This window comes from Bradyrhizobium sp. BRP22, from assembly GCF_020194175.1.
Classification (GTDB): Bacteria; Pseudomonadota; Alphaproteobacteria; order Rhizobiales; family Xanthobacteraceae; genus Bradyrhizobium.
The window spans coordinates 86,721-109,928 of record NZ_JADYVX010000015.1; the positions used below are offsets into that span (position 1 = coordinate 86,721).

Consider the following 23,208-nt stretch of genomic DNA (forward strand, 5'->3'; position numbering starts at 1 on the left):
ACACCTCTCCCGTCCGACGATCGGAAAGATCCGTGCCTGGATCGGGGGGTTACGGGCAAGTTTCAGGCCAGCAGAGCCGAACGGCTATTTCGCATCGTCCGCGAGCAGCTTGCGATATTTCTCGACGTCGCGCGCGACGAACTGTTGCAGCACATCCGGCGTGTGCTCGTTGGCGTCAGGCGCAACGGTCGAGAGGTCGGCAAAGCGCTTCTTCACCGCCTCGCTCTCGACCGCCGTGCGGGCCGCGGCATTGAGTTTCGCGATGATTGCAGGCGGCGTACCCTTCGGCGCGAACACGCCGTTCCAGCCCTGCGCCTCGAATTCAGGCAGACCCGCCTCCGCCGAAGTCGGCAGATCGGGCACCGTCGCAAGCCGCACGGTCGAGCCGACCACGATCCCCTTGACCAGCTTCTCGTTGATTGCCTGCGATACCGAGGCAGCCGCATCGCAGACGCCGTCGATCTGGCCCGCGATCGCATCCGTCAGCGCCGGCGCGGCGCCGCGATAGCCGACCAGTGTCACGTCGATCCCGGCAGCATTCACAAAACTCTTGCAGATCAGGTAATTCGAGGAGCCGACGCCGGCATGGCCGAGATTGATCTTGCCGGGATTCGTCTTCGCGTAGGCGATGAACTCCTGCAGATCCTTGGCGGGAAAATCCTTGCGTAACGCGATGATGCCAAAGGTCTTTGCGACCATTGCGACCGGCGCAAAGGAGTCCGGCGTGAACGGAAGCTTCGGATAGATCGTGTAGGTGGCGGCGCTGGTGCCGGCGTTGCCGATCGCGATCGTGTAGCCATCCGGCTCGGCACGCGCGGCTCGGGCCAGCGCGGTCGAGCCGCCGGCGCCGGCGACATTCTCGATCACGATCGGCTGTCCCAGCGCCACGCTCATCTGCTCGGCAACAACACGCGCGATCACATCCGACGTGCCGCCGGCCGCGAACGGCACGATCATCGTGATGGGATGTTTTGGGAAATCCTGCGCCTGAGCGAACGTCGCGAGCGGAAGCGCCGCGATCGCGGCGACCAGCCTCCAGAGCGACTTCACGCAGCCTTTTCCAGATGCTGGACCAGGCCGGCAAACAAGCCGCGGCCGTCGGTGCAGCCCATGATGTCTTCGACGTGATTTTCCGGATGCGGCATCATGCCGAGCACGTTGCCGCCGTCGTTGACAATGCCTGCGATCGACTGCGCGGCGCCGTTGATGTTGTGGCGCTCATCGACCGCGCCTTCCGGCGAGCAATAGCGATAGAGCACCCGCCCCTCGCCTTCCAGCCGCTTGATCGTCTCTTCATCCGCCTCGTAATTGCCCTCGCCATGGGCGACCGGCACGCGAATCACCTGGCCCGCATTGTAGCCGCGGGTGAACGGCGTATCGGAGCGCTCGACGCGCAGATGCACGTCGTGGCAGATGAACTTCAGTCCCGCATTGCGCATCAATACGCCGGGCAACAGGCCCGACTCGCAGAGGATCTGAAAGCCGTTGCAGACGCCGAGCACGAGGCCGCCCTTGCCGGCATAATCGCGCACCGCATCCATGATCGGCGCCCGCGCCGCAATCGCGCCGCAACGCAAATAGTCGCCATAGGAGAAACCGCCGGGCACCACGACGAGGTCGGTACCTTCAGGCAGCGAGGTCTCGGCATGCCAGACCATCGCCGGCTCCTTGCCCGAGATGAGCTTGAGCGCCCGCGCCATGTCGCGCTCGCGATTGATGCCGGGAAAGACGAGGACGGCGGATTTCATAACGTCGGCGCTTCGTGGAGTTCGAGGCGACTTTCAATACGTCCCAGCCGTACGTCGTAACGGCCGAGAATTCCGTACACGTTATGAATGTCCTGTTGCAGCGAGATCATATGACCCCGAATCGCATTCAATTCAGTCTTGACCTCATTGATACTGCTCTTCGTCTCACTAAGGTCCCGCTGGAGAACCTTCAAAATCTCGAAGAGCAGTTCGTTGCTTACCTCAGCCATCGCCCGCCTTCTCAGCCTTTCATCTCGACCGCATAATTCTCGATCACGGTATTCGCAAGCAGCCTGTCGGCCGCCTCCTTCAGCGCGGCTTCCGCCTTGGCGCGGTCAGAGCCGGCAAGCTCGATGTCGAACACCTTGCCCTGGCGGACGCTGGCGACGCCGTCGACGCCGAGCGACTTCAGCGCGCCCTCGATCGCCTTGCCCTGCGGATCGAGGATGCCGGATTTCAACGTAACGGTGACGCGTGCCTTCACTTCCGCCCCTCTTAGCTTTTCACCAGCACCGGGCCGGAGCCGGCCGGCCGCTCGTTCTCCATGAGGATGCCGAGCCGCTTCGCCACCTCGGTATAGGCTTCCAGGAGCCCGCCGAGGTCGCGGCGGAAACGGTCCTTGTCGAGCTTCTCGTTCGACTTGATGTCCCACAGCCGGCAGGAATCCGGCGAGATCTCGTCGGCGACGATGATCCGCATCATCTCGTTCTCGAACAGCCGCCCGCATTCCATCTTGAAGTCGACCAGGCGGATGCCGATCCCCAGGAAAAGCCCGGTCAGGAAGTCGTTGACGCGGATGGCGAGCGCCATGATGTCGTCGATCTCCTGCGGCGTCGCCCAGCCGAAGGCAGTGATGTGCTCTTCCGATACCATGGGGTCGTTGAGCTGATCGTTCTTGTAGTAGAATTCGATGATCGAGCGCGGCAGTTGCGTGCCTTCCTCGATGCCGAGCCGCTGCGACAGCGAGCCGGCGGCGACATTCCGCACCACCACCTCCAGCGGCACGATCTCGACCTCGCGAATCAGCTGCTCGCGCATGTTGAGGCGGCGGATGAAATGGGTCGGCACCCCGATGTCGTTGAGATGCTGAAACAGGTACTCCGAAATCCGGTTGTTGAGGACGCCCTTGCCCTCGATCACCTGGTGTTTCTTGGCATTGAACGCGGTCGCGTCGTCCTTGAAATGCTGGATCAGGGTTCCAGGCTCTGGACCTTCGTAAAGGACCTTGGCCTTGCCCTCATAGATGCGGCGTCGACGGCTCATTGGGATGTACCGTGTTTTGTTGAAATCCATGAATCTGGTGTGCTCCGGTTGAAAGGGATTGCGACCCACGACGGAGCTGCCGCGGAAAGCCTGGAACCCCAAACAGAACAAGAACCAAGCCGTATGGCAACCTATCCGATTGGCCCATCCAGCACAATCGACCCGGACCCTTTTGGCGGACTTATCCGCCTTGGATTAGGTCCCCAAAATCTGCCATTCTGCCTGCGGCTTAACGGCCTGTTGTCATGCCGATTCGCCCCCTCTATCTAGGCATCCGCCGGGGCTGCCGCAACGCAAGCTCCATCCGTCTGTCAGCAGAAATTGGAACCGCCCATGACCACATTCGATAAGCGCGAGGAAGGTTTTGAGAAGAAATTCGCCCTCGACGAGGAGCAGAAATTCAAGGCCGAGGCGCGCCGCAACAAGTTGCTGGGCATCTGGGCGGCGGAAAAGCTTGGCCTGACAGGCGATGCCGCCAACACCTACGCCAAGGAAGTCGTCGCCGCCGACTTCGAGGAAGCCGGCGACCAGGACGTGCTGCAGAAGGTCCTGAAGGACCTCACCGCGAAGGGCGAGGCCATCACGGAAGGTCAAATCCGCGCCAAGATGGACGAACTGCTGGTGCAGGCCGTCGCTCAGGTGAAGGCGGGCGGTTAACCATCCCGTCATTCCGGGCGTCCGAAGAACGAGCCCGAAATCCATGTCTCCGCCCGTGCAAGTGGTCCGATGGATTCCGGGTTCGCGCTATGCGCGCCCCGGAATGACAACAAACGATTATCCCTCCTTGAAACCGTACTCCGGTACGTTGCCGCTGGCGCCGTAGTATTTGTACGGCAGGAATTTCCCGGACATCGTGATCTTGACGCGGTCGCCCTTGGGGTTGGGCAGGCGCTCCATCACCATGTCGAAGTCGATCGCCGACATGATGCCGTCGCCGAATTCCTCCTCGATCAGCGCCTTCCAGGCCGGGCCATTGACCATCACGAGCTCGTAGAAGCGATAGATCAAGGGATCGGTCGGCGGCATCGACACGCCCTCTCCGCGCATCGGTGTCTCGTTCAGCATCGCGATTTCGGATTTGGACAGGCCGAACAGTTCGCCGGCATTCGCGGCCTGCGGCTTGGTCAGTTTCATCTGGCCGAGGATCGCGCCGACGATCAGCACCTCGGAATAGCCGCCGATCTGCTCGCAGATATATTTCCAGCTCCAGCCCTTCTCGCGCTTGATGTCGAGCAGCTTTTCGGTGACGTCGGAACGTTTCATGTCAGGGTCTCCTCTCAAGGCTAGCGCGCGATAGTCTGCACGGGACTGGTCTCGATCGCCCGTGGCGACGAGACGATGGTTGGCTCGGTCAAGCCCGGCCGCACCGTCGGCACGTTGCGCGGGTCGTGATTGGTGACGTCAGCCGTAAAGCTCTTGCTGCGGGTGACCAGGAAATCGATGATGTGGTTGCGGAGCGCGTAGTAATAGGGATGGCGGTGCAGGTCGATGCGGCCGCGATCCTTGGGCAGCGGATTTTCCACGATCTCGGCCAGCACCGCGCCGGGGCCATTCGTCATCAGGAAGATCTTGTCGGCGAGATAGATCGCCTCGTCCACATCGTGGGTGATCATGAACGCGGTCTGCCCGGTCTCCAGACAGATGCGCCGGACCTCGTCCTGCAGCGTGCCGCGCGTCAGCGCGTCCAGCGCCGAGAACGGCTCGTCCATCAGCATGATCTTGGGCGTGATCGACAGCGCACGCGCGATGCCGACGCGCTGCTTCATGCCGCCGGACAGTTCGGAGGGACGCTTGTGCTCCGAGCCGGTGAGGCCGACGAGATCGATGAACTTCTGCGCATGCGCCTTGACCCGGGCGCGGTCCCATTTGCGCCATTTCGAGCTGACGGCATAAGCGACGTTGCCGAGCACGGTGCGCCAGGGAAGCAGCGCGTGGCTCTGGAAGATCACGGCACGGTCGAGGCTCGTGCCTTCGATCGCCTGCCCGTCGACGATCACGGCGCCCTCGCTCGGCTCGTCGAGCCCGGCGAGGATGTTGAGCACTGTGGTCTTGCCGCAGCCGGAATGGCCGATCACGCAGCCGAATTCGCCCCGTGCCATCGACAGCCACAGGTTCTCGAACACGGTGGTGGTGCCGCCGCTCGCACCCGGATAGCGCCGCGCGATACCTTCGATGGAAATGAATTTGTCGGTCATCGCCCTACTCCGGGAAGGTGACCATGCGCGTGAAGCGCGCGAGGATCTGGTCCAGCAGCATGCCGACGATCCCGATCATGAGGATCGCGATGATGACATTGGTGATCGAAAGGTTGTTCCACTCGTTCCAGACGAAGTAGCCGATCCCGGTGCCGCCGACGAGCATCTCGGCGGCGACGATCACGAGCCAGGCGATACCGATCGAGATCCGCATGCCCGTCAGAATCGTAGGCGCAGCGGCCGGCAGGATCACCGTGAAGGCGCGCCTGACGGTGCCGACCTCGAGCGTGCGCGCGACGTTGATCCATTCCTTGCGCACGCTGGCGACGCCGAACGCCGTGTTGAGCAGCATCGGCCACACCGAGCAGATGAAGATCACGAAGATCGCGGAAATCGATGAGTCCTTGATGGTGTAGAGCGCGAGCGGCATCCAGGCCAGCGGCGAGATCGGCTTCAGCACCTGGATGAACGGATCGAGCGCCCTGCTGATCAATGGCGACATGCCGATCAGGAAGCCGAGCGGGATCGCGACGATGACTGCGATGAGATAGCCGAGCCCGACGCGGCCGATCGAATAAGCGAGCTGGATGCCAAGCCCCTTGTCGTTCGGCCCGTTGTCGTAGAACGGCCGCTTCAGATGCTCCCATAACTTGGCGCCAACATCGAGCGGCCCCGGCATCGCGGATTTGCCTTGCGTGGCGGTGAGCCCCATCAGCTTCGCATATTCCGGGCTCATGTTGGTGGCCGGACCGCTGCTGCGGGTCGCAAGATGCCAGACACCGATGAAGGCCGCGAACAGCACGACCGAGACGATCGCCGCGCGCAGGCGAAGTGAGAAAGTCATCTCCTTCTCCCCGCTTGCGGGGAGAAGGTCGGGATGAGGGGCTCTCTCCAAAAACTGTGCTCGTGGAGAGTCCCCCTCACCCGACGCGCTCCGCGCGTCGACCTCTCCCCGCAAGCAGGGCGAGGTACAGGGGCGCAAACTCTCATCACGAGGCCTTCCTGATCTTGAAGCTCGCGAGGTAATCGTCGGGCTTGGCGGGATCGAACGTCTTGCCCATCACCGCGAACGACTTGTACGTCGTTGTCGGCGCCGTGAGCCCCATCTCGGCCATCAGCTTGCCGGTGTCGGTGGCGAGATAGACCTGCTCGGCGACCGCCTTGTATTCGACATCGCCCTTGATCTGGCCCCAGCGCTTCATCTGGGTCATGATCCAGACCGCAAAGGACTGCCAGGGGAACGGATCGAAATCGACGCGATTGGGCTGCGTGACGACATTGCCGAGGCCGTCGGCGAAGGTGCCCGTCAGAATCTGCTCGAGCACGATCTGCGGCTGGTTCAGGTAGTTCGCCGGCGCGATCGCTTCCGCGATCTGCTTGCGGTTCTCGGCCTTGTGGGCGAACGCGGTGGCCTCGATGATCGATTTCAACAGCGCGCCGTAGGTATTCGGCATCGAGGTGACGAACTCCTTCGATGCGGCGAAGGCGCAGCAGGGATGGCCTTCCCAGATGTCTTTGGTGAGGATGTGGATGAAACCGACACCGTCATAGACGGCGCGCTGGTTCATCGGATCGGGCCCGAGGAAACCATCGATATTGTCGGCGCGCAGATTGGCGACCATCTCCGGCGGCGGCACGGCGCGGATCTGCACATCGACGTCGGGGTCGAGGCCATGCTCCGCGAGATAGTAGCGCAGCAGATAATTGTGCATCGAATAGTCGAAGGGTACGGCGAACTTGAATCCCTTCCAATCCTTGGGGTCCCGCTTGTCCTTGTGCTTGATCGCAAGCGTGATGGCCTGGCCGTTGATGTTCTCGACCGCAGGCATCGTGTAGGGCAGCGGGTTCGAGCCGACGCCCATGGTGATGGCGAGCGGCATCGGCGAGAGCATGTGCGCCGCGTCGTATTCCTTGTTGATGGTCTTGTCGCGGATCACGGCCCAGCCCGCGGTCTTGATCACCTCGACGTTCAATCCGTGCTTGGCGTAGAAGCCCATCGGCGCGGCCATGATGATCGGCGTCGCGCAGGTGATCGGGATGAAGCCGACCTTGAGGTCCTTCTTCTCGGGCGCGGCGCCTTGCGCGAATACCTCGGTCGCCGTCTTGATCGGGAAGAATTGCGACAGCGCCGCGAGCGCCGTGGAGGCGCCGACCGATTTCAGAAAGGCGCGCCGGGTCGCATCCTGCGGAAACACCGCGCGCATCACCGCTGAGGCGACGACGCCCTCGTAACGCTTGTCCTCGGTCTCTGCGGGCTCGCAGCGCAGCGCCGGCTCGGCATTCCGGTGCTCGGCTTCGCTGACATGACGGCCGCAACTGCAGCGGCTGCCAAGATTGCGGTCGGGATCGAATGGGTTGTCGAAGATGGACATCGGACCTCCTGCGCGCGGCGTTGCCGCTCATTTACGCAAGGTCCATGCCAGCCCCTTATTTGAGCCGATGGCATTGATGTCGCAGGCTTTTGTTCGCGCCTTGGCGACTACAAAAACTCGTGATACACGAAAAATCGTATTCAGACTACGATTTTTCGGGGCGGCCTGCACGATGGACCTGGCTCTCAGCGCGACCGCAAGCGCGTACGACACGAACCTGCGCGCCGCTGCCTTCGAGTGCTCGATCGAGCCGGCGCTGCTGCTCGATCCCCATGCCGACCTGATCCTCGACGCCAATCCCGCCGCCTGCGCCTTGCTCGGCTACGACCGCGCGCTGCTGCGCCAGACCAAGGTGAGCGCGCTGCATGCAGGCCAATTGCCGGCCCTGATCGTCTTCACCCAGGCGGTGCTCGACAAGGGCGCATACTGGACCGACGCGCTGACCCCGCGGCATGCGACCGGACAGAATCTCCGGCTCGAATATGCCGGCAGCGTGGTGCCGCAGGACGGGCGCACGCTGATGCTGCTGACGATGAGCGATCTCGACGCCCGCCGCCGGCGCTATGTCGATGCCGCGGCCGAGGACCACATGCGCGGCGGCATTGCCACCTGGCAGCGGGTGGAGCGGGTATTCCAGGACATCGAGCGCGAGAACCAATTGATCCTGCGCGCCGCCGGCGAAGGCATCTATGGTGTCAACGCGGAAGGAAAGACCACCTTCGTCAACCCGGCCGCCGAGCGGATGCTGGGCTGGACCGCCGAGGAGCTGGTGGGGAAGGAGATCCACCCGATCGTCCATCACACCCATCATGACGGGCGGCACTATCCCGATCATGACTGCCCGATCTATGCGGCGTTCCGCGACGGCGCCGTGCACCAGGTCGACGGCGAAGTGTTCTGGCGCAAGGACGGCTCGCCGGTCTGGGTCGAATACACCTCGACGCCGATCCGCGACCGCAGCGTGGTGGTCGGCGCCGTCGTGGTGTTTCGTGACGTCAGCCAGCGGCGCGAGGCGGACGAGAAGCTGCACGCGGCACTTGCCGAGGTCGATCGGTTGCGCGAGCGGCTGGAATTGGAGAACGCCTATCTGCAGGAGGAAATCCGGATCGAGACCAATCCGCGCGGCATCATCGGCCAGAGCGCGGCGATCCAGAAGACGCTGCGCCAGGTCAAGCTGGTGGCGCCGACTTCGGCGGCGGTGATGATCACGGGCGAGTCCGGCACCGGCAAGGAGCTGATCGCGCGCGCCATCCATGAGGCGAGCAGCCGCTCCGACCGGCCGCTGATCCGCGTCAATTGCGCCGCGATCCCGCGCGAACTGTTCGAGAGCGAGTTCTTCGGTCACGTCCGCGGCGCCTTCACCGGCGCCACGCGTGACCGCATCGGCCGGTTCGAACTGGCCGACGGCGGCACGCTGTTTCTCGACGAGGTCGGCGAGATCCCGCTGGAGCTGCAGGGTAAGCTGTTGCGCGTGCTGCAGGAGGGCAATTTCGAGCGGGTCGGCGAGGAGCGCACCCGCACCGTCGATGTGCGGCTGATCGCTGCCACCAACCGCGATCTCAAGCAGGAGGTGCAGCGCGGCCGCTTCCGCGAGGATCTCTATTTCCGTCTCAACGTGTTTCCGATCGAGTCGGTGCCCTTGCGCGAACGGCGCGAGGACATCCCGCTGCTCGCGCAGCATTTCCTGATGAGCGAAAGCAAGGCGCTGAAATCCGATCTGCGCCTGTCGGAAGGCGACGCCAGGCGCCTTGCGCGCTACGATTGGCCGGGCAATGTCCGCGAACTGCAGAACGTGATCGAGCGCGCGGCAATCCTTGCCCAGAATGGCCGGCTGCGCATCGACCTGCCCGACGCCTCCGGCAGCCAGGTCTCGGCGGGCTCGGCCCGTGTGAAGGCCGACGCGCGTCCCGCGGTGATGACGGCGGCGGAACTGCGCGAGCACGAGCGCGCCAACATCATCGCGGCGCTCGAGGCTTGCGCCGGCAAGGTGTTCGGCCCGGGCGGCGCGGCCGACATGCTCGACATGAAGCCGACCACGCTGGCCTCGCGCATCAAGGCGCTGGGCATTGCGCCGCGTCCCCGTGCAACTCGATAGCATTTCCCGGCTCGACCTACGCCGTCATCGCGCCGTGCAACCGGTCCAATTCGCCCGCCAGATCGCGCTCCACATCCGCCGCGCGCAGGTTGAGCACGCGATAGCCCCGCTCCTCCAGCCATTCCCGGCGCTTGGCACGGTCAGCCGCGATCGTTTCGCTCTCGTCGGGGTTTTCCAACTCGAGCGCGATCCGCTGGATGAAGGAGACGAAATCGGGGATATGGCGCCCGACCGGAGTCTGGCGCTTGAACAGGCCGGCGAAGCGGCGATCCTTGGTCAGCGCCTGCCACAGGATGCGCTCGGCGTCGGTCGGGTTGCGGCGGAGCAATCGCGCCAGCCCGCGCACGGTGCTGCTGGCATCGACGGATGCGCCGCCCTGCCCCTGCTCGGCCAGCAGCGCCCGCAGCCGGGTGGCCTGCTCGCCGTCGAGCACCCCGCCTTTGGCCGGCCCCTTGCGTCCCTCGGCGATCGCCATCACCACGCCGTGCAGCGTATGCATATCCTGCTTGGTCGGCTCCATCCGGGTGAAGATGTTGCGCAGGTTGACCAGCATGGTGTCGCGCTTCTCGCGCGGCCGCAGGAACTCGACCTTGTCGAGCTCGGCGACCAGATTGTCGAAGAAGGCCTGGACCTGGTGCTGGGAGGCGCGCTCGGACCGCTCGGGCATCGCGAATGGCAGCGCGCCCGCAGTCGAGAGCTTGAACCACTCATAGCCCATCAGGAGCACTGCCTGGGCCAGGTTCAGCGACGCAAAGCCCGGATTGACCGGGAAGGTGACGATGCGGTTGGCAAGCGCGACCTCCTCGTTGGTCAGTCCCCAGCGCTCGCGGCCGAACAGGATCCCGGCCCCGCCTCCGCCGGCCACATGCGCGACGATTTCGCGGGCCGCGCCATCCGGCCCGACCACCGGCTTGGCCTGGTCATGCGCGCGGGCGGTGGTGGCATAGAGAAGGTCCAGGTCGGCGACGGCCTCTGCGACCGTGTCGAACAATTCGACTCCCTCGAGGATATGATCGGCGCCGGCTGCCGCGCGCTGGGCAGCAACATTCGGCCAGCCGTCGCGGGGATTGACCAGCCGAAGCCGCGACAGCGCAAAATTGCCCATCGCGCGCGCCGCCATCCCGATGTTCTCGCCAAGCTGCGGCTCGACCAGGATCACCACGGGACCCCTGAGGTCGTGCCCGGTCTTGGTCTTGTCGGTGCCGGACATCCTGAACTTCGCTTCCTGATTCAATTTCTGAAGAATCTGATTCAGGTCCTGAAGGCGTTGAATCAGAGGACCAAGTCTCCTGTTGCGCCCGGATTGCCCCGCCGGCGCAAATTTCTCAAGCGGAATAATGACCTTACGGGGATTCTTGAATCCTCCTCCGAAACCTTGGACCCGAATCGTCGGGAAGGCTCCGGGCTTCCCGCGAGGCCGCCTCGAAGCATGAGCATAACGGCGGCATTCTCGGCTAAAGGATGAGCCGAAACTGCATAACCCCTTGGCTTCCTCCGGCGCTTTGGCGGTGCTATAGCCCCGGGATATTCCGCTCGTCGCGCCCGAAAGCGCGCTGTTCCCCCAAGAGGCCCTATTCCCATGGCAAAAATCAAGGTGACCAACCCCGTCGTCGAACTCGATGGCGACGAGATGACCCGGATCATCTGGAAGTACATCAAGGACAAGCTGATCCACCCGTTCCTTGATGTTCAGCTTTTGTATTACGACCTGGGCATCGAGTATCGCGACAAGACCAACGATCAGGTCACGATCGACGCGGCGGAAGCGATCAAGAAGGTCGGGGTGGGCGTCAAGTGTGCCACCATCACGCCGGATGAAGCCCGGGTGAAGGAATTCAACCTCAAGGAAATGTGGAAGTCGCCGAACGGCACCATCCGCAACATCCTTGGTGGTGTGATCTTCCGCGAGCCGATCATCTGCAAGAACGTGCCGCGGCTGGTTCCGGGCTGGACCAAGCCGATCATCATCGGCCGCCACGCCTATGGCGATCAGTACCGCGCCACCGACATCAAGTTCCCGGGCAAGGGCACCCTCTCGATGAAATTCGTCGGCGAGGACGGCACCGTGATCGAGAGGGAAGTGTTCAAGACGCCCGGCGCCGGCGTCGCGATGCAGATGTACAACCTCGACGACTCCATCATCGACTTCGCCCGCGCCTCCTTCAACTACGGCCTGATGCGCGGCTACCCGGTCTACCTCTCGACCAAGAACACCATCCTCAAGGTCTATGACGGCCGCTTCAAGGACATCTTCCAGGACGTCTACGACCGCGAGTTCAAGAAGGAGTTCGAGGCCAAGCGGCTGACTTACGAGCACCGCCTGATCGACGACATGGTGGCCTCGGCCCTGAAATGGTCCGGCGGCTACGTCTGGGCCTGCAAGAACTATGACGGCGACGTCCAGTCCGACACCGTGGCGCAGGGCTATGGCTCGCTCGGCCTGATGACCTCGGTGCTGCTCACCCCCGACGGCAAGACCGTGGAAGCCGAGGCCGCGCACGGCACGGTGACCCGGCACTACCGCGAGCACCAGAAGGGCAAGGAGACCTCGACCAACTCGATCGCCTCGATCTTCGCCTGGACGCGCGGCCTCGCCCACCGCGCCAAGCTCGACAACAACCCTGAGCTTGCGAAGTTTGCCGACAGGCTGGAGAAGGTCTGCGTGCAGACCGTCGAGGACGGCTACATGACCAAGGACCTCGCGCTCCTGGTCGGCGCCGACCAGCGCTGGCTCTCCACCACCGGCTTCCTCGACAAGGTCGCCGAGAACCTCGCCAAGGCGGCGGCATAAGCCGCCTTCGCACGCGCAAGGCTCCATCACCGTCATTGCGCGCGAAGCAATCCATCTACCCCCTTGCGGCACCATGGATTGCTTCGTCGCTTCGCTCCTCGCAAGGACGGAACTGAGAACGCGCCGCTCCAACAAGGGCATCTCATGCCGTCGCTTAAGACTGCCGCGATTGCCCTCCTGCTTACGGGTTCGGCAACCGCCAATTCCGCCGCCGAAACCCGCCTTCCCGATGCCATCTCCGCGCCGGGAGAGGCGATCGTGCTCAGCGTTCACGCCGAAGGCGCGCAGGTCTATGAGTGCAAGGCCGGCATCGATGGCAATCTTGCCTGGGCCTTTCGCGAACCGATTGCAACGCTGATGGCTGACGGCAAGACCGTCGGCCGCCACTATGCCGGACCGAACTGGGAACATGTCGACGGCAGCGCCGTGCTGGGCAGGACGTCCGGCAACGTGCCGGGCGCGACGCCGAAGGATATCCCCTGGCTCAAGCTCGATGTGATCTCCCGGCGCGGCAGCGGCACGCTGTCCAGTGTCACGACCGTGCAGCGGATCAACACGGCGGGCGGCATCCTCGCAGGAGCGTGCGACAAGGCCGGCGCGACCCATAGCGCGCCCTATTCCGCGGACTACGTGTTTCTCCGCAAGGACTGACGCCAAACGCAGTGCCGTAGGATGGATAGAGCGCAAGCGAAACCCATCAGCTTCGGAGCAAGCCGCGGGACGGTGGGTTTCCCGCCGGATACTGGATGCCCGCCTGCGCGGGCATGACGGTGGAGAGGATATGAGTTCGCGTTCTCGCGGCATTGTTCGCCCGAGGTTTGCATCTCGTTTCACCCTCATCCAAGTGAGGGCGCAGGGAAAGCCGGGTGCCGGTTGCACCCGTGGGCCCCGTGCAACAAAAAGCACGGGGGTAGGACCACAGGTCAACCGGAGCAACACCGGCTTTCCCTGCGCGATGGTTTTACGGCTTACTTCGCGCTCTTCCCGGTGACCGGGCTTTCTTGCCACCGTCGCCCACAGATCATCTCCGCGAACTTGGCGCCAGCGTCGGGGCGCCAGAACCACACGACTTCGCCGTCCACGGATAGTCACGCTCGTCAGTCGCAACACCCGCGTCCACCGCATCTCACCGCAACGTTCGTGACGATCGCGAGCCGCCCCTCATCCGCCGTGAGACGTGCGGAGTCATAGTGCTGATTTGCCCGACGGCGAAAGTGGAATATTTTTTGCGCGAGGGATGGACAGACTTTCGTCCTGATTTGCCCGTCGGGTCGTTCTGTCGCAGCCAAGCGTCGAAATCGTCGTTGCGTCCGAAGCGAAGCAGGCAACAGCGAAAACCGGATAGGGCCTGATGAGCTACTGAGGTCTCGACAGTTTGCGCAAGACTTCCGTACGCGGCGATAAGCTGCTTTGATAGGCAAAACAACGATAACGGGAGGTACTGCAGTGACGGTTGGATTTGATACCCGCGGCGCGGCGCGGCCAAGGCTTTTCCAGCCGCTGACAATTCGGGCCCTTACCTTGAAGAACCGGCTCGTCGTGCCACCGATGGTCCATTACCGCTGCGCCCCCGGCAACACCTGCGGCACGTTCCACGTTGTGCATCTCGGACGCTATGCGCTGGGCGGCTTCGGGCTGGTCTTTGTCGAGGCGACAGCCGTCGAAGATGTCGGTCTCATCAACGAGAATGATCTTGGTATCTGGAATGAGGCCCAGGCCGAAAGTTTCAAACCATTGATCGAGTTCATGCGGCGCCAGAACACGGCGATCGGCATCCAGCTTGCCCATGGCGGACGGAAGTCATCCTCGCAGACCGCCATGCAGGGCATGGGGCCGCTGACCGAAGAAAATATCAAGGCGGGTGCAAAGGTCTGGCAGCCGGTGGGGCCGACAGCCGAGCCCGTAGCAGCCGGCTGGCTGGCGCCGCGGCAGCTGACGACAGCCGAGTGCCGGGCGATGCCCGCCACCTGGGCCAACGCCGCGCGCAATGCGGTGAAAGCTGGCTTCGATGTCATCGAGGTCCACATGGCGCACGGCTATCTGCTCGCGTCTTTTCTCTCGCCGGTGTCCAATACGCGCAACGATGAATATGGCGGCGACCGCGCCGGACGCATGCGCCTGCCGCTGGAGGTCGTCGAGGCCGTGCGGCACGAAATGCCGGCTTCCATGCCGCTGTTCGTGCGCGTCTCATCCGTGGACGGCACGAAGGAAGGCTGGAACATGGATGACACGGTGGCGCTTGCTCACGAGTTGAAGGCGCGCGGGGTTGACGTGATCGACTGTTCGTCGGGCGGGATTGCAGGGGCCGCAACGGCGGCGCAGGTCACGCGCAGCCTTGGGTTTCAGGTCCCGTTCGCCGAGAGAGTTCGAAAGGAAGCAGACATCGCCACGATGGCAGTCGGTCTCATTCTCGAGGCGCAACAGGCGGAAGCCATCCTTGAGAATGGTCAGGCTGATCTCATCGCGGTCGGGCGACAGTCGCAGTACAATCCCAACATCGCCCATCACTGGTCTCACGATCTCGGCATCAACAGCCGCTTCGAGGACTGGACCCCGGAGTACGGGTGGTGGCTCGAGAAGCGGATCAGAACGATGCAAGGCTTTGCCACGCCGACTGGCAGCGTGACACGTTCCTCCCCGGAGCATGGAGCCGATCAATCATAGAGTTTTCGGGCGCCAAGGTGGGACCAGGCGAACTCGTCAAACTCCAGAATGCGAATTGCAGTGCCGCACCACGCGTCGAGGACCATGCGGCGTGCGCTCGGCGGACCGCGTCTTACCACCAACGCGGTTGCATCGGTTGGTAGTTCTGGCCGGCGCGCGGACGCGGATTGCCAGGTTGGGAATTCCAGTTCGGCTGGAAAAAGAATCCGAAGCCGTTGTTGCCCCAGTCGTTGCCGCTCGCAACGGGGACATCGACGATCGTAGGCTGGCGCATCTTGAAGCCGCCCTGGGGCTGGTTGCTTAGCACCGCGACGAACTCGGTGCGATAGTTGGTCTCGCGGCTGAGCGGCTCGTCCGAGACGATGATCGAGGACCGCGGCAATGCAGTCGGCGCGATGCGATCAAGCACATCCTGCGGGATGGTGATGCGGTCGAGCGCGTCCTTGGCGTCGTCCCCGTCGTCGATCGTGACCGCAGTCCAGTGCAGGCCGGCGTCGTTGCGCGCCATTGCCGTGAACACATGCGTGCCGATCGGCTTGTCGGGATCGCGGATCGTCACCGGAACCTCGATGGTCGCATCGAACACCTCGCCGCCGTCGGGCCACTGCTTGTGAGTGTTGCGCCGTACGTAAAGCTTCTGCGTCGCGCGGCTGATGTAAACCGACGCCGGCTCGAGCGCGAGCTTCGCCTCATTCGCCGCCTTGGCGGTGTCGGCCTTCCTGGTCTGGGCCGCTTTGGCGGCGTCCTTTGCGGCGGCTGCGGCGGCCGGCTTCGACTTCGCGTCGGTCTTGGCGGCGTCGAGTTGCGTCCCCGCCTCCGCAGCCCTAAGGGCGGCCTTCTCCCTCTGCTCCGTGGCCCGCGCCTTGGCCTGGTCCGTCTTTGCGGCGGCGAGCGTCTTGTCGGCGAAGGCGAGCTCGGCGTCGGCGCGGGCCTTGAGCCCCTCCAGCTTGCGCAGCGACGCCGTCAGCGATGCTGTCTCGCGCGCCGCTGTCGCGGCGGCTTTCCTCGCCTCGTCGGCTGCCCTGGCGGCCTCCTCGGCCTCGCGGGCGAGCGTCTCGGCACGCGCCGGAGCGGCTGCGACGGCCTTCGCGTTCGGCGCCAATAGCGCCGGGTGGGAAAACTCGACCGGAACCGCGTCGTTCGGCGAGATGATCACCCGCATTCCGATCCGCGTCTTGTCGAACAACTTCTCCGCAAAGTCGTAGGGCATCCTCACGCAGCCATGCGAGGCCGCATACCCGGGCAGCGGCCCGCCGTGCAGCGCGATGCCGTTCCAGGTGATGCGCTGCATGTTCGGCATCCAGGCATCGTCATAGAGGTTCGAGTGGTGGTCCTTTTCCTTATCGACCACGGCGAAGACGCCGGCAGGCGTCTCGCGTCCCTTGGTGCCGGTCGACACCGGCGCGCGCAGGATCCAGCCCTCGGCGTCGTAAAAAGTGACCTGCTGGGTCTTGATCGACACGATCGCCATGATCGGCTCGCCTGCATCGCGCGGGGCCGTCGCCTCGGTGGCCGGCGCGGGGCGCGCCTGTCTCGCCGCGGCATCGACAGTCAGCGCCGCCAATGCGGTCATCGTCACGAGCGTCACAATGGCGGGTCGCCTCCAACGCCGCGTTTCCACGGTGGATTGCGCCGTCATCAATCGACTTACCATGCCATGTCCCGGTTGAAATGCCTGTCCGCGCCTGCGTCCATCAAGATCGGCGACCAGCTTATTTGAGTCACCCCGATACGGCTAGAGCGACCCGGTGTCGACTGGGAAAGCCGGGTGCCGGTTGCACCCGTGGGACCCGTGCAACAAAAGCACGAGGGCTAGAGCGTTTTCGAGCGAAGTGGAGACCGGTTCGCGTGAAGAAAACGCGTCAAAACAAGAATCTACAGCTTCGGTTCTGATTCAATCAGAGCCGAAAATGCTCTAGGACCACAGGTCAACCGGAGCAACACCGGCTTTTCCTGCGCGATGGTTTGACGGCCTAAATAAAAGGCTCGATCCGAAAGTGACCGTTTTTGACCGGAGCCGACGAAGCGAGATATTCGCTCCAACGTCCGATGCGAGACCTAACGCTCCCCCCGCTGCGTTATACGCGTTCCGTCAGCAATTCGGTCACTGGGATGCAGGACGACCCGATCGCCAGCCGCAAGTCCGGAGATCACTTCCACCAGCCGATTGTTGCGATGCCCGACTTGGACTGGAATACTTCTGGCACGGCCGTTCTCATCGGCAAAAGCGAACCACTGATCACCTTTTCGGAACAGCGCGCTCACGGGAATGGTCAAGGCGTCTGCACTGCTCCAAGTGGTGACGTGGACAACGACGCGGTAGTCGTGACCTAGCTGCGACCACACATCCGGCGGGTCCACGAAGTCGATGGTCACGCGGACCCGTTGTTCCTCGATACCGAGCGCCGAGACCTTCAGGAAACCGGCGGGGTCCACCCGTACCACCTTGCCCCTGATGGATGGTCCCCCCCAACCGTCGATCCGGACGGGTGCGCCCACCTTGATCTGGACGGCATCGGTCGAGAGCAGGTCCGCCACGACCTCGAGATCGAGCGGATTGCCGATATCGACCAAGGGCGCGCCCGGCAGAACCGCGGCCTCGCTGTCCTGGATGATCTTCAGCACCTTGCCGCTGGCCGGCGCGAACACCTTCACACAGCATGCCCTGTCCGTGGACGGCGCCAGAGTGGCCGGATCGATCAAGCGCGCCGCAGCGCTCGCCCGCGCGCTGCGCCGCATCTCGAGTTGCGCCTTGGCACTCGCAAGCGCGGCTTCATTGCTGTCGACTTCGAACTTGGCCTTGTCATAGGCCTGTGCGGAGATGGTCTGGGTGCGCGACAGGGCCTGCGCCCGTTGGAACTCAGTTCGCGCGAAATCGAGCACGGCTTCGAGGCGACGGATTTCCGCTTCCTGCTGCTGGATAGATGCATCGGCCGCGATCAACTCGGCCTGCAGCTGATCGCGCGATCGTACGTCGATGAAGCTAGGCGGCGTCGGCTGCATCAGCGCGACAATGCTTTGGTTGGCGATGACTTCATCACCGACATGCAGCGACGGGCTCCGTTCACCCGTAGGATGAGAAATTCTCAAGACCTTTCCGGCGACGGGCGCGGAAACCGTATAGATGTGCCGTACATGGGTCCTACCGTCGTCCTCGGCCGTGACCTCCATCGATCCCCGCGTCACGGTCGCCAAGTCCACGCCAACTGGAGCTGGCCAGGCCAGCCAAAAGCCCGCCGCTACAACCACCACTGAAGCTGCCGTCCAACTCCCCCGCTTCAACCAGGTCGCGCTCATGGCTCAGTCCCTTGTCTTGAGAACGCTGACAAGATCAAGCTGGGCGAGCCGCTGCCATATCGCCAGGGCGGAGGCCAGCGCCGCCGCCATCACCATGCCGCTCGCCAGAGCATAGGTCAGGGTGTCGACGACCAGGCGCGTCCTCATGACATCGGCTGCCATCCTGGTCTTCAATAACCAGGCAAGGGCGTAGCCGATGCTCCATCCGGCAGGTTGCGCCAGCAGCGTCAACAGCGCCAGTTCAAACAGCAAGATGCGGAACACCTCCGCCTGCGTAAAGCCCAAGACCCGCAGACTGGCGATCTCGCGGGCACGCTCCGACAGCGAGATGCGGGCGCTGTTGTAGACGACGCCGAACGCAATAAGTGCCGCAAGTCCGGTGTAGATCGTGGCCATGGTGGTCACAATCACCGCCATCTCCTTGCGGAAATTGGCGAGCGACAGCCGTTGTAGCGCCAGGCCTGCGACGCTCGGCAGGCGCTTGATTGTGTCGTAGAATTCGCCCGTTCTCGAGATATCGAGGCTCACATTCACCGCGTTGACGGTCGGCACCTCGCGCATCAGGCGCGACAGCATCGCGGCATCCATCATGCCCTGCATGCCAAAGTAGTCCTCGACAAGGGCTGTGATCGGCAGTGAGACAGTGCGGCGCTGCCCTTCGAGCAGGTCGATCTCGACCACGTCACCGGCTTTGGCGCCGATCAGGTCCCCCAGCCAGCTCGAAATCGCCAGCCCGCCTTCCGGCAACACCACCGGGCGCAGGTCGACGTCGATGATCCGGTTTAGATCAGCATCGGCCGGGCGTGCATTCAACATGACGCGTCGTTCGAGGGGACCCTTACGGATACGTACGGGAACCTCGCGGTACGGTTCGACAGCGACCACTCCTGGCAGACGGGCCACCTGGTAGATGACGTTGGCATTGCGCCGCTCAACGAAGCTCACCGTGGCATCTTGCCGGCCCGCCATGAAAAATGTGACGTCGATCAGGTTTTCCATGGTGCCGCTTAGAAACAGCGACGCGACGAGGATACCGGTCGACAGGGAAAGGCCGACCACCGTGAACGTAGCCCTGAAGGGATGACCGGAAATGTTACGCACCATCATAACGGCGGGTTGCGACAGAATCTGCCGGACCGACAAGGCTGCTGGTAGGACACGACGGTAACGTGGCGGCGCCGGTGGCTTCATCGCTACTGCGGGCGGGAGGGCGACGATGCTGCGCAGTGCACGGATCGCGCCTACAACGCCGGCAGCGAGACTCAGGGCGCCAGCAATGACGTAGATGCCGGGCGTAGCGGCAAAAATCAGGAACGGGAAGTGGACGATATCGCGATAAAGCTTTGTGACGTAGGCTCCGAGCCAAGTGCCGGCGGCGGTACCCACGACAATGCCGATTGCCACAATGACGACCACGAACTTGATGTAGTGCAGGCCGATGGTGCGATTGGAATAGCCAAGCGCTTTGAAGAGACCAATCTGCTCGCGCTCGAGGGCGACAATACGAGTCAGGGTCAGGTTGATCAGAAAGGCCGCCACGAGAAGAAAGATCGGCGGCAGGGTCCGGCTCATGTTCCGGAGCATTTCCATCCCGTGCTTGATATATGCATCCGAGAACTGATCCCGCCTGCCGTAAGCGGCTTGGCCACCATAACGGTCCAGCAAGGCGTCGAGACGCTTAATGACCTCCGGTTCTGAGGCATTGGGTAGGAGCTTTAGGGCGACTGACGAAAAGGCACCGTCAAGATCGTAGGCGGCGGCGAGAGCTTTTTCGGCCATCCACACTATGGCGAAACGGCTATCATCGGGCACCCGATCGCCCGGGCCCAGGGCATAGATGAATTCAGGGGTCAAGGCCGTGCCGACGATCACAAGATCGCGCTTGCGTCCGTTGAGAATTGCCGAGAAGTGCGATCCCGGCTGGAAGCTGTGGGCCTTGGCAAAGCCGTCCGTTACCACCACCTCATGCTCGCTCGTGGGCTGAGGCAGGCGTCCGCTGCGCAGGTAGAGCTGGTTGAGGCGCGGCTGGCCGCCGTCAGGCAAGGAGATGAACTCGCCAGTAGCTGGCGCGGCGAATTGGGGAACATCAAGCAACGCCAGCTTGGCGATGCGGCCTTCGGCGGAGGCAACGCCCGGAATTTCGGCGATCTCAGTCAGCAAATTCTTGGGGGCGCGCCTCGCCAGGGCGAAGACGTCGGCAAACTGCAGCCTTTCATAGTAGGCAATGCGCGTTTCCTCGAGCGAATTCAAGGAACCGACCGCCATCACCAGCGATGCGACGCCTCCCGCCACGACGAAGGCGATGGCGAGCGACTGCGCCCACAGCCGGCGAACGTCTCGCAAAAGCTTAGTATTGAGTGCAGACATGTCTCACCAGCTCAACTCTGCCGCATCGCGGCGCCTCTCGTTCTCCTGAATCCTTGAAATTCCCCCGTCGGCAAAGAACAACACGCGATCGGCGACCTGCTGGATGCCGGCATTGTGGGTGATGATGAGCGTCGTGGTCCCAAGCTGGCGATTGACGCCGAGCAGGGCGTCTATCACGCGAATGCCGGTCTTGGAGTCGAGCGCGCCGGTCGGCTCGTCGCAGAGCAGCACCGCCGGACGCTTCGCGATCGCGCGCGCAATCGCGACCCTCTGCTGCTCGCCGCCGGACAATTGCGCCGGGAAGTGATGCATGCGCTCCTGCAATCCCACCAGCGCAAGCGCTTCATCCGGGCGCATCGGGTCGCTCGCAATCTCCGTCACCAGCGCGACGTTCTCGTAAGCTGTCAGGCTCGGCACAAGGTTGTAGAATTGAAAGACGAAGCCGACATGCTGTCGCCGGTAACTGGTCAGGCCGCGATCATTGAGGCGGGTGAGCTCCAGGTTGCGAAAGAACAGCCTGCCGCTCGTCGGGTGATCGAGCCCGCCCATGATGTTGAGCAGCGTCGTCTTGCCGCTGCCGGAAGGGCCGAGCAGCACCGCCACTTCCTGCTCTGCGATCTCAAGGTCGACATTATTGAGCGCACGAACCTCGACCTCGCCGGTGACGTAGGTCTTGGTCAGGGCCGAGGCTGTGAAGATCGGCTGCGTCATGGTTTGCCGCTTTCTGTGCCGCCGGGCCCGGCGAAGCGTGCATGTCCAGTTGCTACCGGCGATGGTCGTATTTGAATTGCAGCACGGCTGGAGCTGCGCCGCTTCGCTCGATCGTCAGCTTCACGGTGTAGAGATCAAACCCGGGTAGATCGACGAAGCCGCCGTAGGACGTCGTGCCCACGATCTGCATCGGTTCCAGCTTCCTCTTGCTGCCTGACAACCCGAGGCCCGCTACTTCCGCAGTTACGACGGCGTCTGAAACGCGGGCGCCACTCGCGGCATCGAACACGGCCGCAACAAGATGATATTCGTGCGGTCCCTTCGGAAGGCCGCCGTGCATCGGCTGCTCCGTGGTGCTGCCTGCGGGAAGCCCCTTGACGATCTCGGCCGGAACGAGGCCGAGATACACCGTCACGCCGGCAGCCGTTTTCGATAGCTCGGTCTCCGCAGCAATGGCTGTGACGGCTGGACCTATCAGGGGAAAGCTAAACGCAAGGAGACAGGCGGCCAAAGCACGCTTGCTAGCCATGGCGGTAACCTCCAGTGGGCGCCTTGCCGAGCAGCCGGCTCAGCTTTGGAATAAAGCCGGGTACGTCGGCCGCATATCGCGCATAGGCATCGCCGAAGGCGGATCGCGCATCCTGTTCCTCGCGTCGCGCCAGCCGCACATACATCACGGTCAGCACCGGAAACATCGCCAAGGTCAGGATCGTGGGCCATTGCAACAGAAAGCCAAACATCACCAGGATGAAGCCGACATATTGCGGATGGCGCACATAGCTGTAGGGCCCGGTCGTCGCGAGCCTGCGTGTCTGCTGTGCGTGATAGAGGATTTTCCAGGCCGCAGCGATCAGCAAGAAGCCGGCACCGATGAAGATGAAGCTCAGGACGTGGAACGGTCCGGCATGCGGATTGGCCTTCCAGCCGAACAGCATCTCCAGAAGGTGGCCGGCATCATGCGAGAACCAGTCGACATTGGGGTAGCGCGACTGCAGCCAGCCCGAGAGAAGATAGATGGTCAGCGGAAAGCCGTACATCTCAACGAACAGTGCCACGAGAAACGCGCTGAAGGCGGAAAATGAGCGCCAATCGCGCGTGGTCTGCGGCTTGAAGAAGCTGTATGCAAAGAGGATGAAGACGGCCGAGTTGACGATCACCAGGCTCCAGAGCCCGTAGGAAGGCGCGGCATCGTGCATCACACGCTCCTTTGGTCGTCCGGCTGACCATGGCCACCGTGACCGCCGTGATGCATGAAGAGGTGCATTAGCGGGCAGGCGAGCAGCGGCAGCCAGACCAGAAGACCCAGCACATGGGCCCGATGCTCGGTGAGCAGCAATGCGAAGGCCATGACCAGAAAGGCGAGAAGCACGATGCCGGCGCGCGCCCTCATCGACGGCCTTGGCCGCGCTGGTTCCCGATGCCCGACGTAATCCTGCATCGACATGGACAGCTCCCAAACCGAAGCAAATGCTAGAGCGGCTCGACGGGACAATGTTGACGCAGGTCAATGGAACAGCATCCGCCGGCGCCCGACGAGCAGGCCGCCAGGCGATCGACGCTCGCGCCTCGCCGCGCCGGCTTTGCCTCCTTCATCCACCCCATTCCCATCGTCTGACCGCTCTGCATTCCCGCCACCAGGGGCATCATGCCCAGATGCGAGGCGAGAAGCTCTTCGGCGGGCTTCCGCTCGTCAGATAGGATGCCG

22 protein-coding genes are annotated in these 23,208 nt (G+C 63.2%); 5 read left to right on the plus strand and 17 right to left on the minus strand.

The window, feature by feature from the left end; all coding sequences use genetic code 11:
- Positions 1-84 precede the first annotated feature (84 nt).
- The 5 genes from I6F35_RS19910 to purC are packed head-to-tail and all read right to left on the minus strand — an operon-like array spanning position 85 to position 3,011.
- The gene (locus I6F35_RS19910) at positions 85-1,050 is read right to left on the minus strand and encodes a tripartite tricarboxylate transporter substrate binding protein BugD (protein ID WP_225119367.1); all 966 of its coding nucleotides are present in this window, start codon (positions 1,048-1,050) and stop codon (positions 85-87) included.
- The gene (gene purQ, locus I6F35_RS19915) at positions 1,047-1,748 is read right to left on the minus strand and encodes a phosphoribosylformylglycinamidine synthase subunit PurQ (RefSeq protein WP_225119368.1); all 702 of its coding nucleotides are present in this window, start codon (positions 1,746-1,748) and stop codon (positions 1,047-1,049) included. Before purQ ends, I6F35_RS19910 begins: the two co-directional genes overlap by 4 nt.
- On the minus strand, positions 1,745-1,978 hold the full coding sequence (locus tag I6F35_RS19920) for a hypothetical protein (RefSeq protein ID WP_225119369.1): 234 nt from the start codon (positions 1,976-1,978) through the stop codon (positions 1,745-1,747). Before I6F35_RS19920 ends, purQ begins: the two co-directional genes overlap by 4 nt.
- A gap of 11 nt (positions 1,979-1,989) precedes the next feature.
- The gene (gene purS / locus I6F35_RS19925) at positions 1,990-2,232 is read right to left on the minus strand and encodes a phosphoribosylformylglycinamidine synthase subunit PurS (protein WP_225119370.1); all 243 of its coding nucleotides are present in this window, start codon (positions 2,230-2,232) and stop codon (positions 1,990-1,992) included.
- An 11-nt stretch (positions 2,233-2,243) separates the two neighbouring features.
- Positions 2,244-3,011 (minus strand): phosphoribosylaminoimidazolesuccinocarboxamide synthase, encoded by a 768-nt coding sequence (gene purC, locus I6F35_RS19930; RefSeq protein ID WP_008974302.1) that lies wholly within the window; start codon positions 3,009-3,011, stop codon positions 2,244-2,246.
- 333 nt (positions 3,012-3,344) lie between these two features.
- Here purC and I6F35_RS19935 point away from each other — a divergent pair, with 333 nt between their 5' ends.
- Complete coding sequence (locus tag I6F35_RS19935) at positions 3,345-3,668, plus strand: DUF1476 domain-containing protein (protein WP_225119371.1); 324 nt, start codon at positions 3,345-3,347, stop codon at positions 3,666-3,668.
- A 117-nt stretch (positions 3,669-3,785) separates the two neighbouring features.
- On the opposite strand, the gene cynS is transcribed toward I6F35_RS19935, so the two are convergent.
- From cynS to I6F35_RS19955, 4 genes are all read right to left on the minus strand, one after another.
- A complete protein-coding gene (gene cynS / locus I6F35_RS19940; protein WP_225119372.1) occupies positions 3,786-4,274 on the minus strand; it encodes a cyanase in 489 nt (162 codons plus the stop codon).
- Between the two features lie 20 nt (positions 4,275-4,294).
- On the minus strand, positions 4,295-5,206 hold the full coding sequence (locus tag I6F35_RS19945; RefSeq protein WP_225119373.1) for an ABC transporter ATP-binding protein: 912 nt from the start codon (positions 5,204-5,206) through the stop codon (positions 4,295-4,297).
- 4 nt (positions 5,207-5,210) lie between these two features.
- Positions 5,211-6,050, minus strand: coding sequence for a nitrate ABC transporter permease (gene ntrB / locus I6F35_RS19950; RefSeq protein ID WP_225119374.1), 840 nt, complete (start codon positions 6,048-6,050; stop codon positions 5,211-5,213).
- A 145-nt stretch (positions 6,051-6,195) separates the two neighbouring features.
- Positions 6,196-7,578 carry a CmpA/NrtA family ABC transporter substrate-binding protein gene (locus I6F35_RS19955; RefSeq protein WP_225119375.1) on the minus strand — a complete coding sequence of 461 codons (1,383 nt, stop codon included), beginning with the start codon at positions 7,576-7,578 and terminating at the stop codon, positions 6,196-6,198.
- A gap of 172 nt (positions 7,579-7,750) precedes the next feature.
- Here I6F35_RS19955 and I6F35_RS19960 point away from each other — a divergent pair, with 172 nt between their 5' ends.
- Entirely contained in the window at positions 7,751-9,673 is a 1,923-nt protein-coding gene (locus I6F35_RS19960; RefSeq protein ID WP_225119376.1) for a sigma 54-interacting transcriptional regulator, read from the plus strand.
- A gap of 16 nt (positions 9,674-9,689) precedes the next feature.
- On the opposite strand, the gene I6F35_RS19965 is transcribed toward I6F35_RS19960, so the two are convergent.
- A complete protein-coding gene (locus I6F35_RS19965; protein WP_225119377.1) occupies positions 9,690-10,883 on the minus strand; it encodes a TrmJ/YjtD family RNA methyltransferase in 1,194 nt (397 codons plus the stop codon).
- Between the two features lie 369 nt (positions 10,884-11,252).
- Between I6F35_RS19965 and I6F35_RS19970 the strand changes: the two genes are divergently transcribed.
- The 3 genes from I6F35_RS19970 to I6F35_RS19980 all read left to right on the plus strand — a co-directional run bounded on the left by I6F35_RS19970 (position 11,253) and on the right by I6F35_RS19980 (position 15,128).
- On the plus strand, positions 11,253-12,464 hold the full coding sequence (locus I6F35_RS19970; protein WP_225119378.1) for an NADP-dependent isocitrate dehydrogenase: 1,212 nt from the start codon (positions 11,253-11,255) through the stop codon (positions 12,462-12,464).
- A 144-nt stretch (positions 12,465-12,608) separates the two neighbouring features.
- Positions 12,609-13,115 (plus strand): DUF3455 domain-containing protein, encoded by a 507-nt coding sequence (locus I6F35_RS19975; RefSeq protein ID WP_225119379.1) that lies wholly within the window; start codon positions 12,609-12,611, stop codon positions 13,113-13,115.
- Between the two features lie 897 nt (positions 13,116-14,012).
- Entirely contained in the window at positions 14,013-15,128 is a 1,116-nt protein-coding gene (locus tag I6F35_RS19980) for an NADH:flavin oxidoreductase/NADH oxidase (RefSeq protein ID WP_249792635.1), read from the plus strand.
- Positions 15,129-15,240: 112 nt separating this feature from the next.
- Here I6F35_RS19980 and I6F35_RS19985 read toward each other — a convergent pair whose 3' ends face one another.
- From I6F35_RS19985 to I6F35_RS20015, 7 genes are all read right to left on the minus strand, one after another.
- Positions 15,241-16,782 carry a L,D-transpeptidase gene (locus tag I6F35_RS19985; RefSeq protein WP_225119381.1) on the minus strand — a complete coding sequence of 514 codons (1,542 nt, stop codon included), beginning with the start codon at positions 16,780-16,782 and terminating at the stop codon, positions 15,241-15,243.
- A 404-nt stretch (positions 16,783-17,186) separates the two neighbouring features.
- On the minus strand, positions 17,187-18,425 hold the full coding sequence (locus I6F35_RS19990) for an efflux RND transporter periplasmic adaptor subunit (protein ID WP_225119382.1): 1,239 nt from the start codon (positions 18,423-18,425) through the stop codon (positions 17,187-17,189).
- Positions 18,426-18,428: 3 nt separating this feature from the next.
- Entirely contained in the window at positions 18,429-20,792 is a 2,364-nt protein-coding gene (locus tag I6F35_RS19995) for an ABC transporter permease (protein ID WP_225119383.1), read from the minus strand.
- A 3-nt stretch (positions 20,793-20,795) separates the two neighbouring features.
- Positions 20,796-21,503, minus strand: a complete 708-nt coding sequence (locus tag I6F35_RS20000) for an ABC transporter ATP-binding protein (protein WP_225119384.1) — start codon at positions 21,501-21,503, stop codon at positions 20,796-20,798.
- Between the two features lie 52 nt (positions 21,504-21,555).
- Positions 21,556-22,032 carry a hypothetical protein gene (locus I6F35_RS20005; protein ID WP_225119385.1) on the minus strand — a complete coding sequence of 159 codons (477 nt, stop codon included), beginning with the start codon at positions 22,030-22,032 and terminating at the stop codon, positions 21,556-21,558.
- Entirely contained in the window at positions 22,025-22,699 is a 675-nt protein-coding gene (locus tag I6F35_RS20010) for an isoprenylcysteine carboxylmethyltransferase family protein (protein WP_225119386.1), read from the minus strand. Before I6F35_RS20010 ends, I6F35_RS20005 begins: the two co-directional genes overlap by 8 nt.
- Positions 22,699-22,947, minus strand: coding sequence for a DUF2933 domain-containing protein (locus I6F35_RS20015; RefSeq protein ID WP_225119387.1), 249 nt, complete (start codon positions 22,945-22,947; stop codon positions 22,699-22,701). The genes I6F35_RS20010 and I6F35_RS20015 overlap by 1 nt, the downstream gene beginning before the upstream one ends.
- Between the last annotated feature and the right edge of the window lie 261 nt (positions 22,948-23,208).

What these genes read in the sequence shown, in the direction of transcription:
- I6F35_RS20010 (WP_225119386.1), bottom strand. Translation starts at nt 22,699, where the DNA reads ATGCACGATGCCGCGCCTTCCTACGGGCTCTGGAGCCTGGTGATCGTC.
- I6F35_RS19990 (WP_225119382.1), bottom strand. Translation starts at nt 18,425, where the DNA reads ATGAGCGCGACCTGGTTGAAGCGGGGGAGTTGGACGGCAGCTTCAGTG.
- I6F35_RS19995 (WP_225119383.1), bottom strand. Translation starts at nt 20,792, where the DNA reads ATGTCTGCACTCAATACTAAGCTTTTGCGAGACGTTCGCCGGCTGTGG.
- I6F35_RS19945 (WP_225119373.1), bottom strand. Translation starts at nt 5,206, where the DNA reads ATGACCGACAAATTCATTTCCATCGAAGGTATCGCGCGGCGCTATCCG.
- I6F35_RS19985 (WP_225119381.1), bottom strand. Translation starts at nt 16,782, where the DNA reads ATGGTAAGTCGATTGATGACGGCGCAATCCACCGTGGAAACGCGGCGT.
- I6F35_RS20015 (WP_225119387.1), bottom strand. Translation starts at nt 22,947, where the DNA reads ATGTCGATGCAGGATTACGTCGGGCATCGGGAACCAGCGCGGCCAAGG.
- I6F35_RS19975 (WP_225119379.1), top strand. Translation starts at nt 12,609, where the DNA reads ATGCCGTCGCTTAAGACTGCCGCGATTGCCCTCCTGCTTACGGGTTCG.
- purQ (WP_225119368.1), bottom strand. Translation starts at nt 1,748, where the DNA reads ATGAAATCCGCCGTCCTCGTCTTTCCCGGCATCAATCGCGAGCGCGAC.
- I6F35_RS19955 (WP_225119375.1), bottom strand. Translation starts at nt 7,578, where the DNA reads ATGTCCATCTTCGACAACCCATTCGATCCCGACCGCAATCTTGGCAGC.
- I6F35_RS20000 (WP_225119384.1), bottom strand. Translation starts at nt 21,503, where the DNA reads ATGACGCAGCCGATCTTCACAGCCTCGGCCCTGACCAAGACCTACGTC.
- ntrB (WP_225119374.1), bottom strand. Translation starts at nt 6,050, where the DNA reads ATGACTTTCTCACTTCGCCTGCGCGCGGCGATCGTCTCGGTCGTGCTG.
- I6F35_RS20005 (WP_225119385.1), bottom strand. Translation starts at nt 22,032, where the DNA reads ATGGCTAGCAAGCGTGCTTTGGCCGCCTGTCTCCTTGCGTTTAGCTTT.
- I6F35_RS19980 (WP_249792635.1), top strand. Translation starts at nt 14,013, where the DNA reads ATGGTCCATTACCGCTGCGCCCCCGGCAACACCTGCGGCACGTTCCAC.
- I6F35_RS19960 (WP_225119376.1), top strand. Translation starts at nt 7,751, where the DNA reads ATGGACCTGGCTCTCAGCGCGACCGCAAGCGCGTACGACACGAACCTG.
- I6F35_RS19965 (WP_225119377.1), bottom strand. Translation starts at nt 10,883, where the DNA reads ATGTCCGGCACCGACAAGACCAAGACCGGGCACGACCTCAGGGGTCCC.
- purC (WP_008974302.1), bottom strand. Translation starts at nt 3,011, where the DNA reads ATGAGCCGTCGACGCCGCATCTATGAGGGCAAGGCCAAGGTCCTTTAC.
- I6F35_RS19970 (WP_225119378.1), top strand. Translation starts at nt 11,253, where the DNA reads ATGGCAAAAATCAAGGTGACCAACCCCGTCGTCGAACTCGATGGCGAC.
- I6F35_RS19920 (WP_225119369.1), bottom strand. Translation starts at nt 1,978, where the DNA reads ATGGCTGAGGTAAGCAACGAACTGCTCTTCGAGATTTTGAAGGTTCTC.
- cynS (WP_225119372.1), bottom strand. Translation starts at nt 4,274, where the DNA reads ATGAAACGTTCCGACGTCACCGAAAAGCTGCTCGACATCAAGCGCGAG.
- I6F35_RS19935 (WP_225119371.1), top strand. Translation starts at nt 3,345, where the DNA reads ATGACCACATTCGATAAGCGCGAGGAAGGTTTTGAGAAGAAATTCGCC.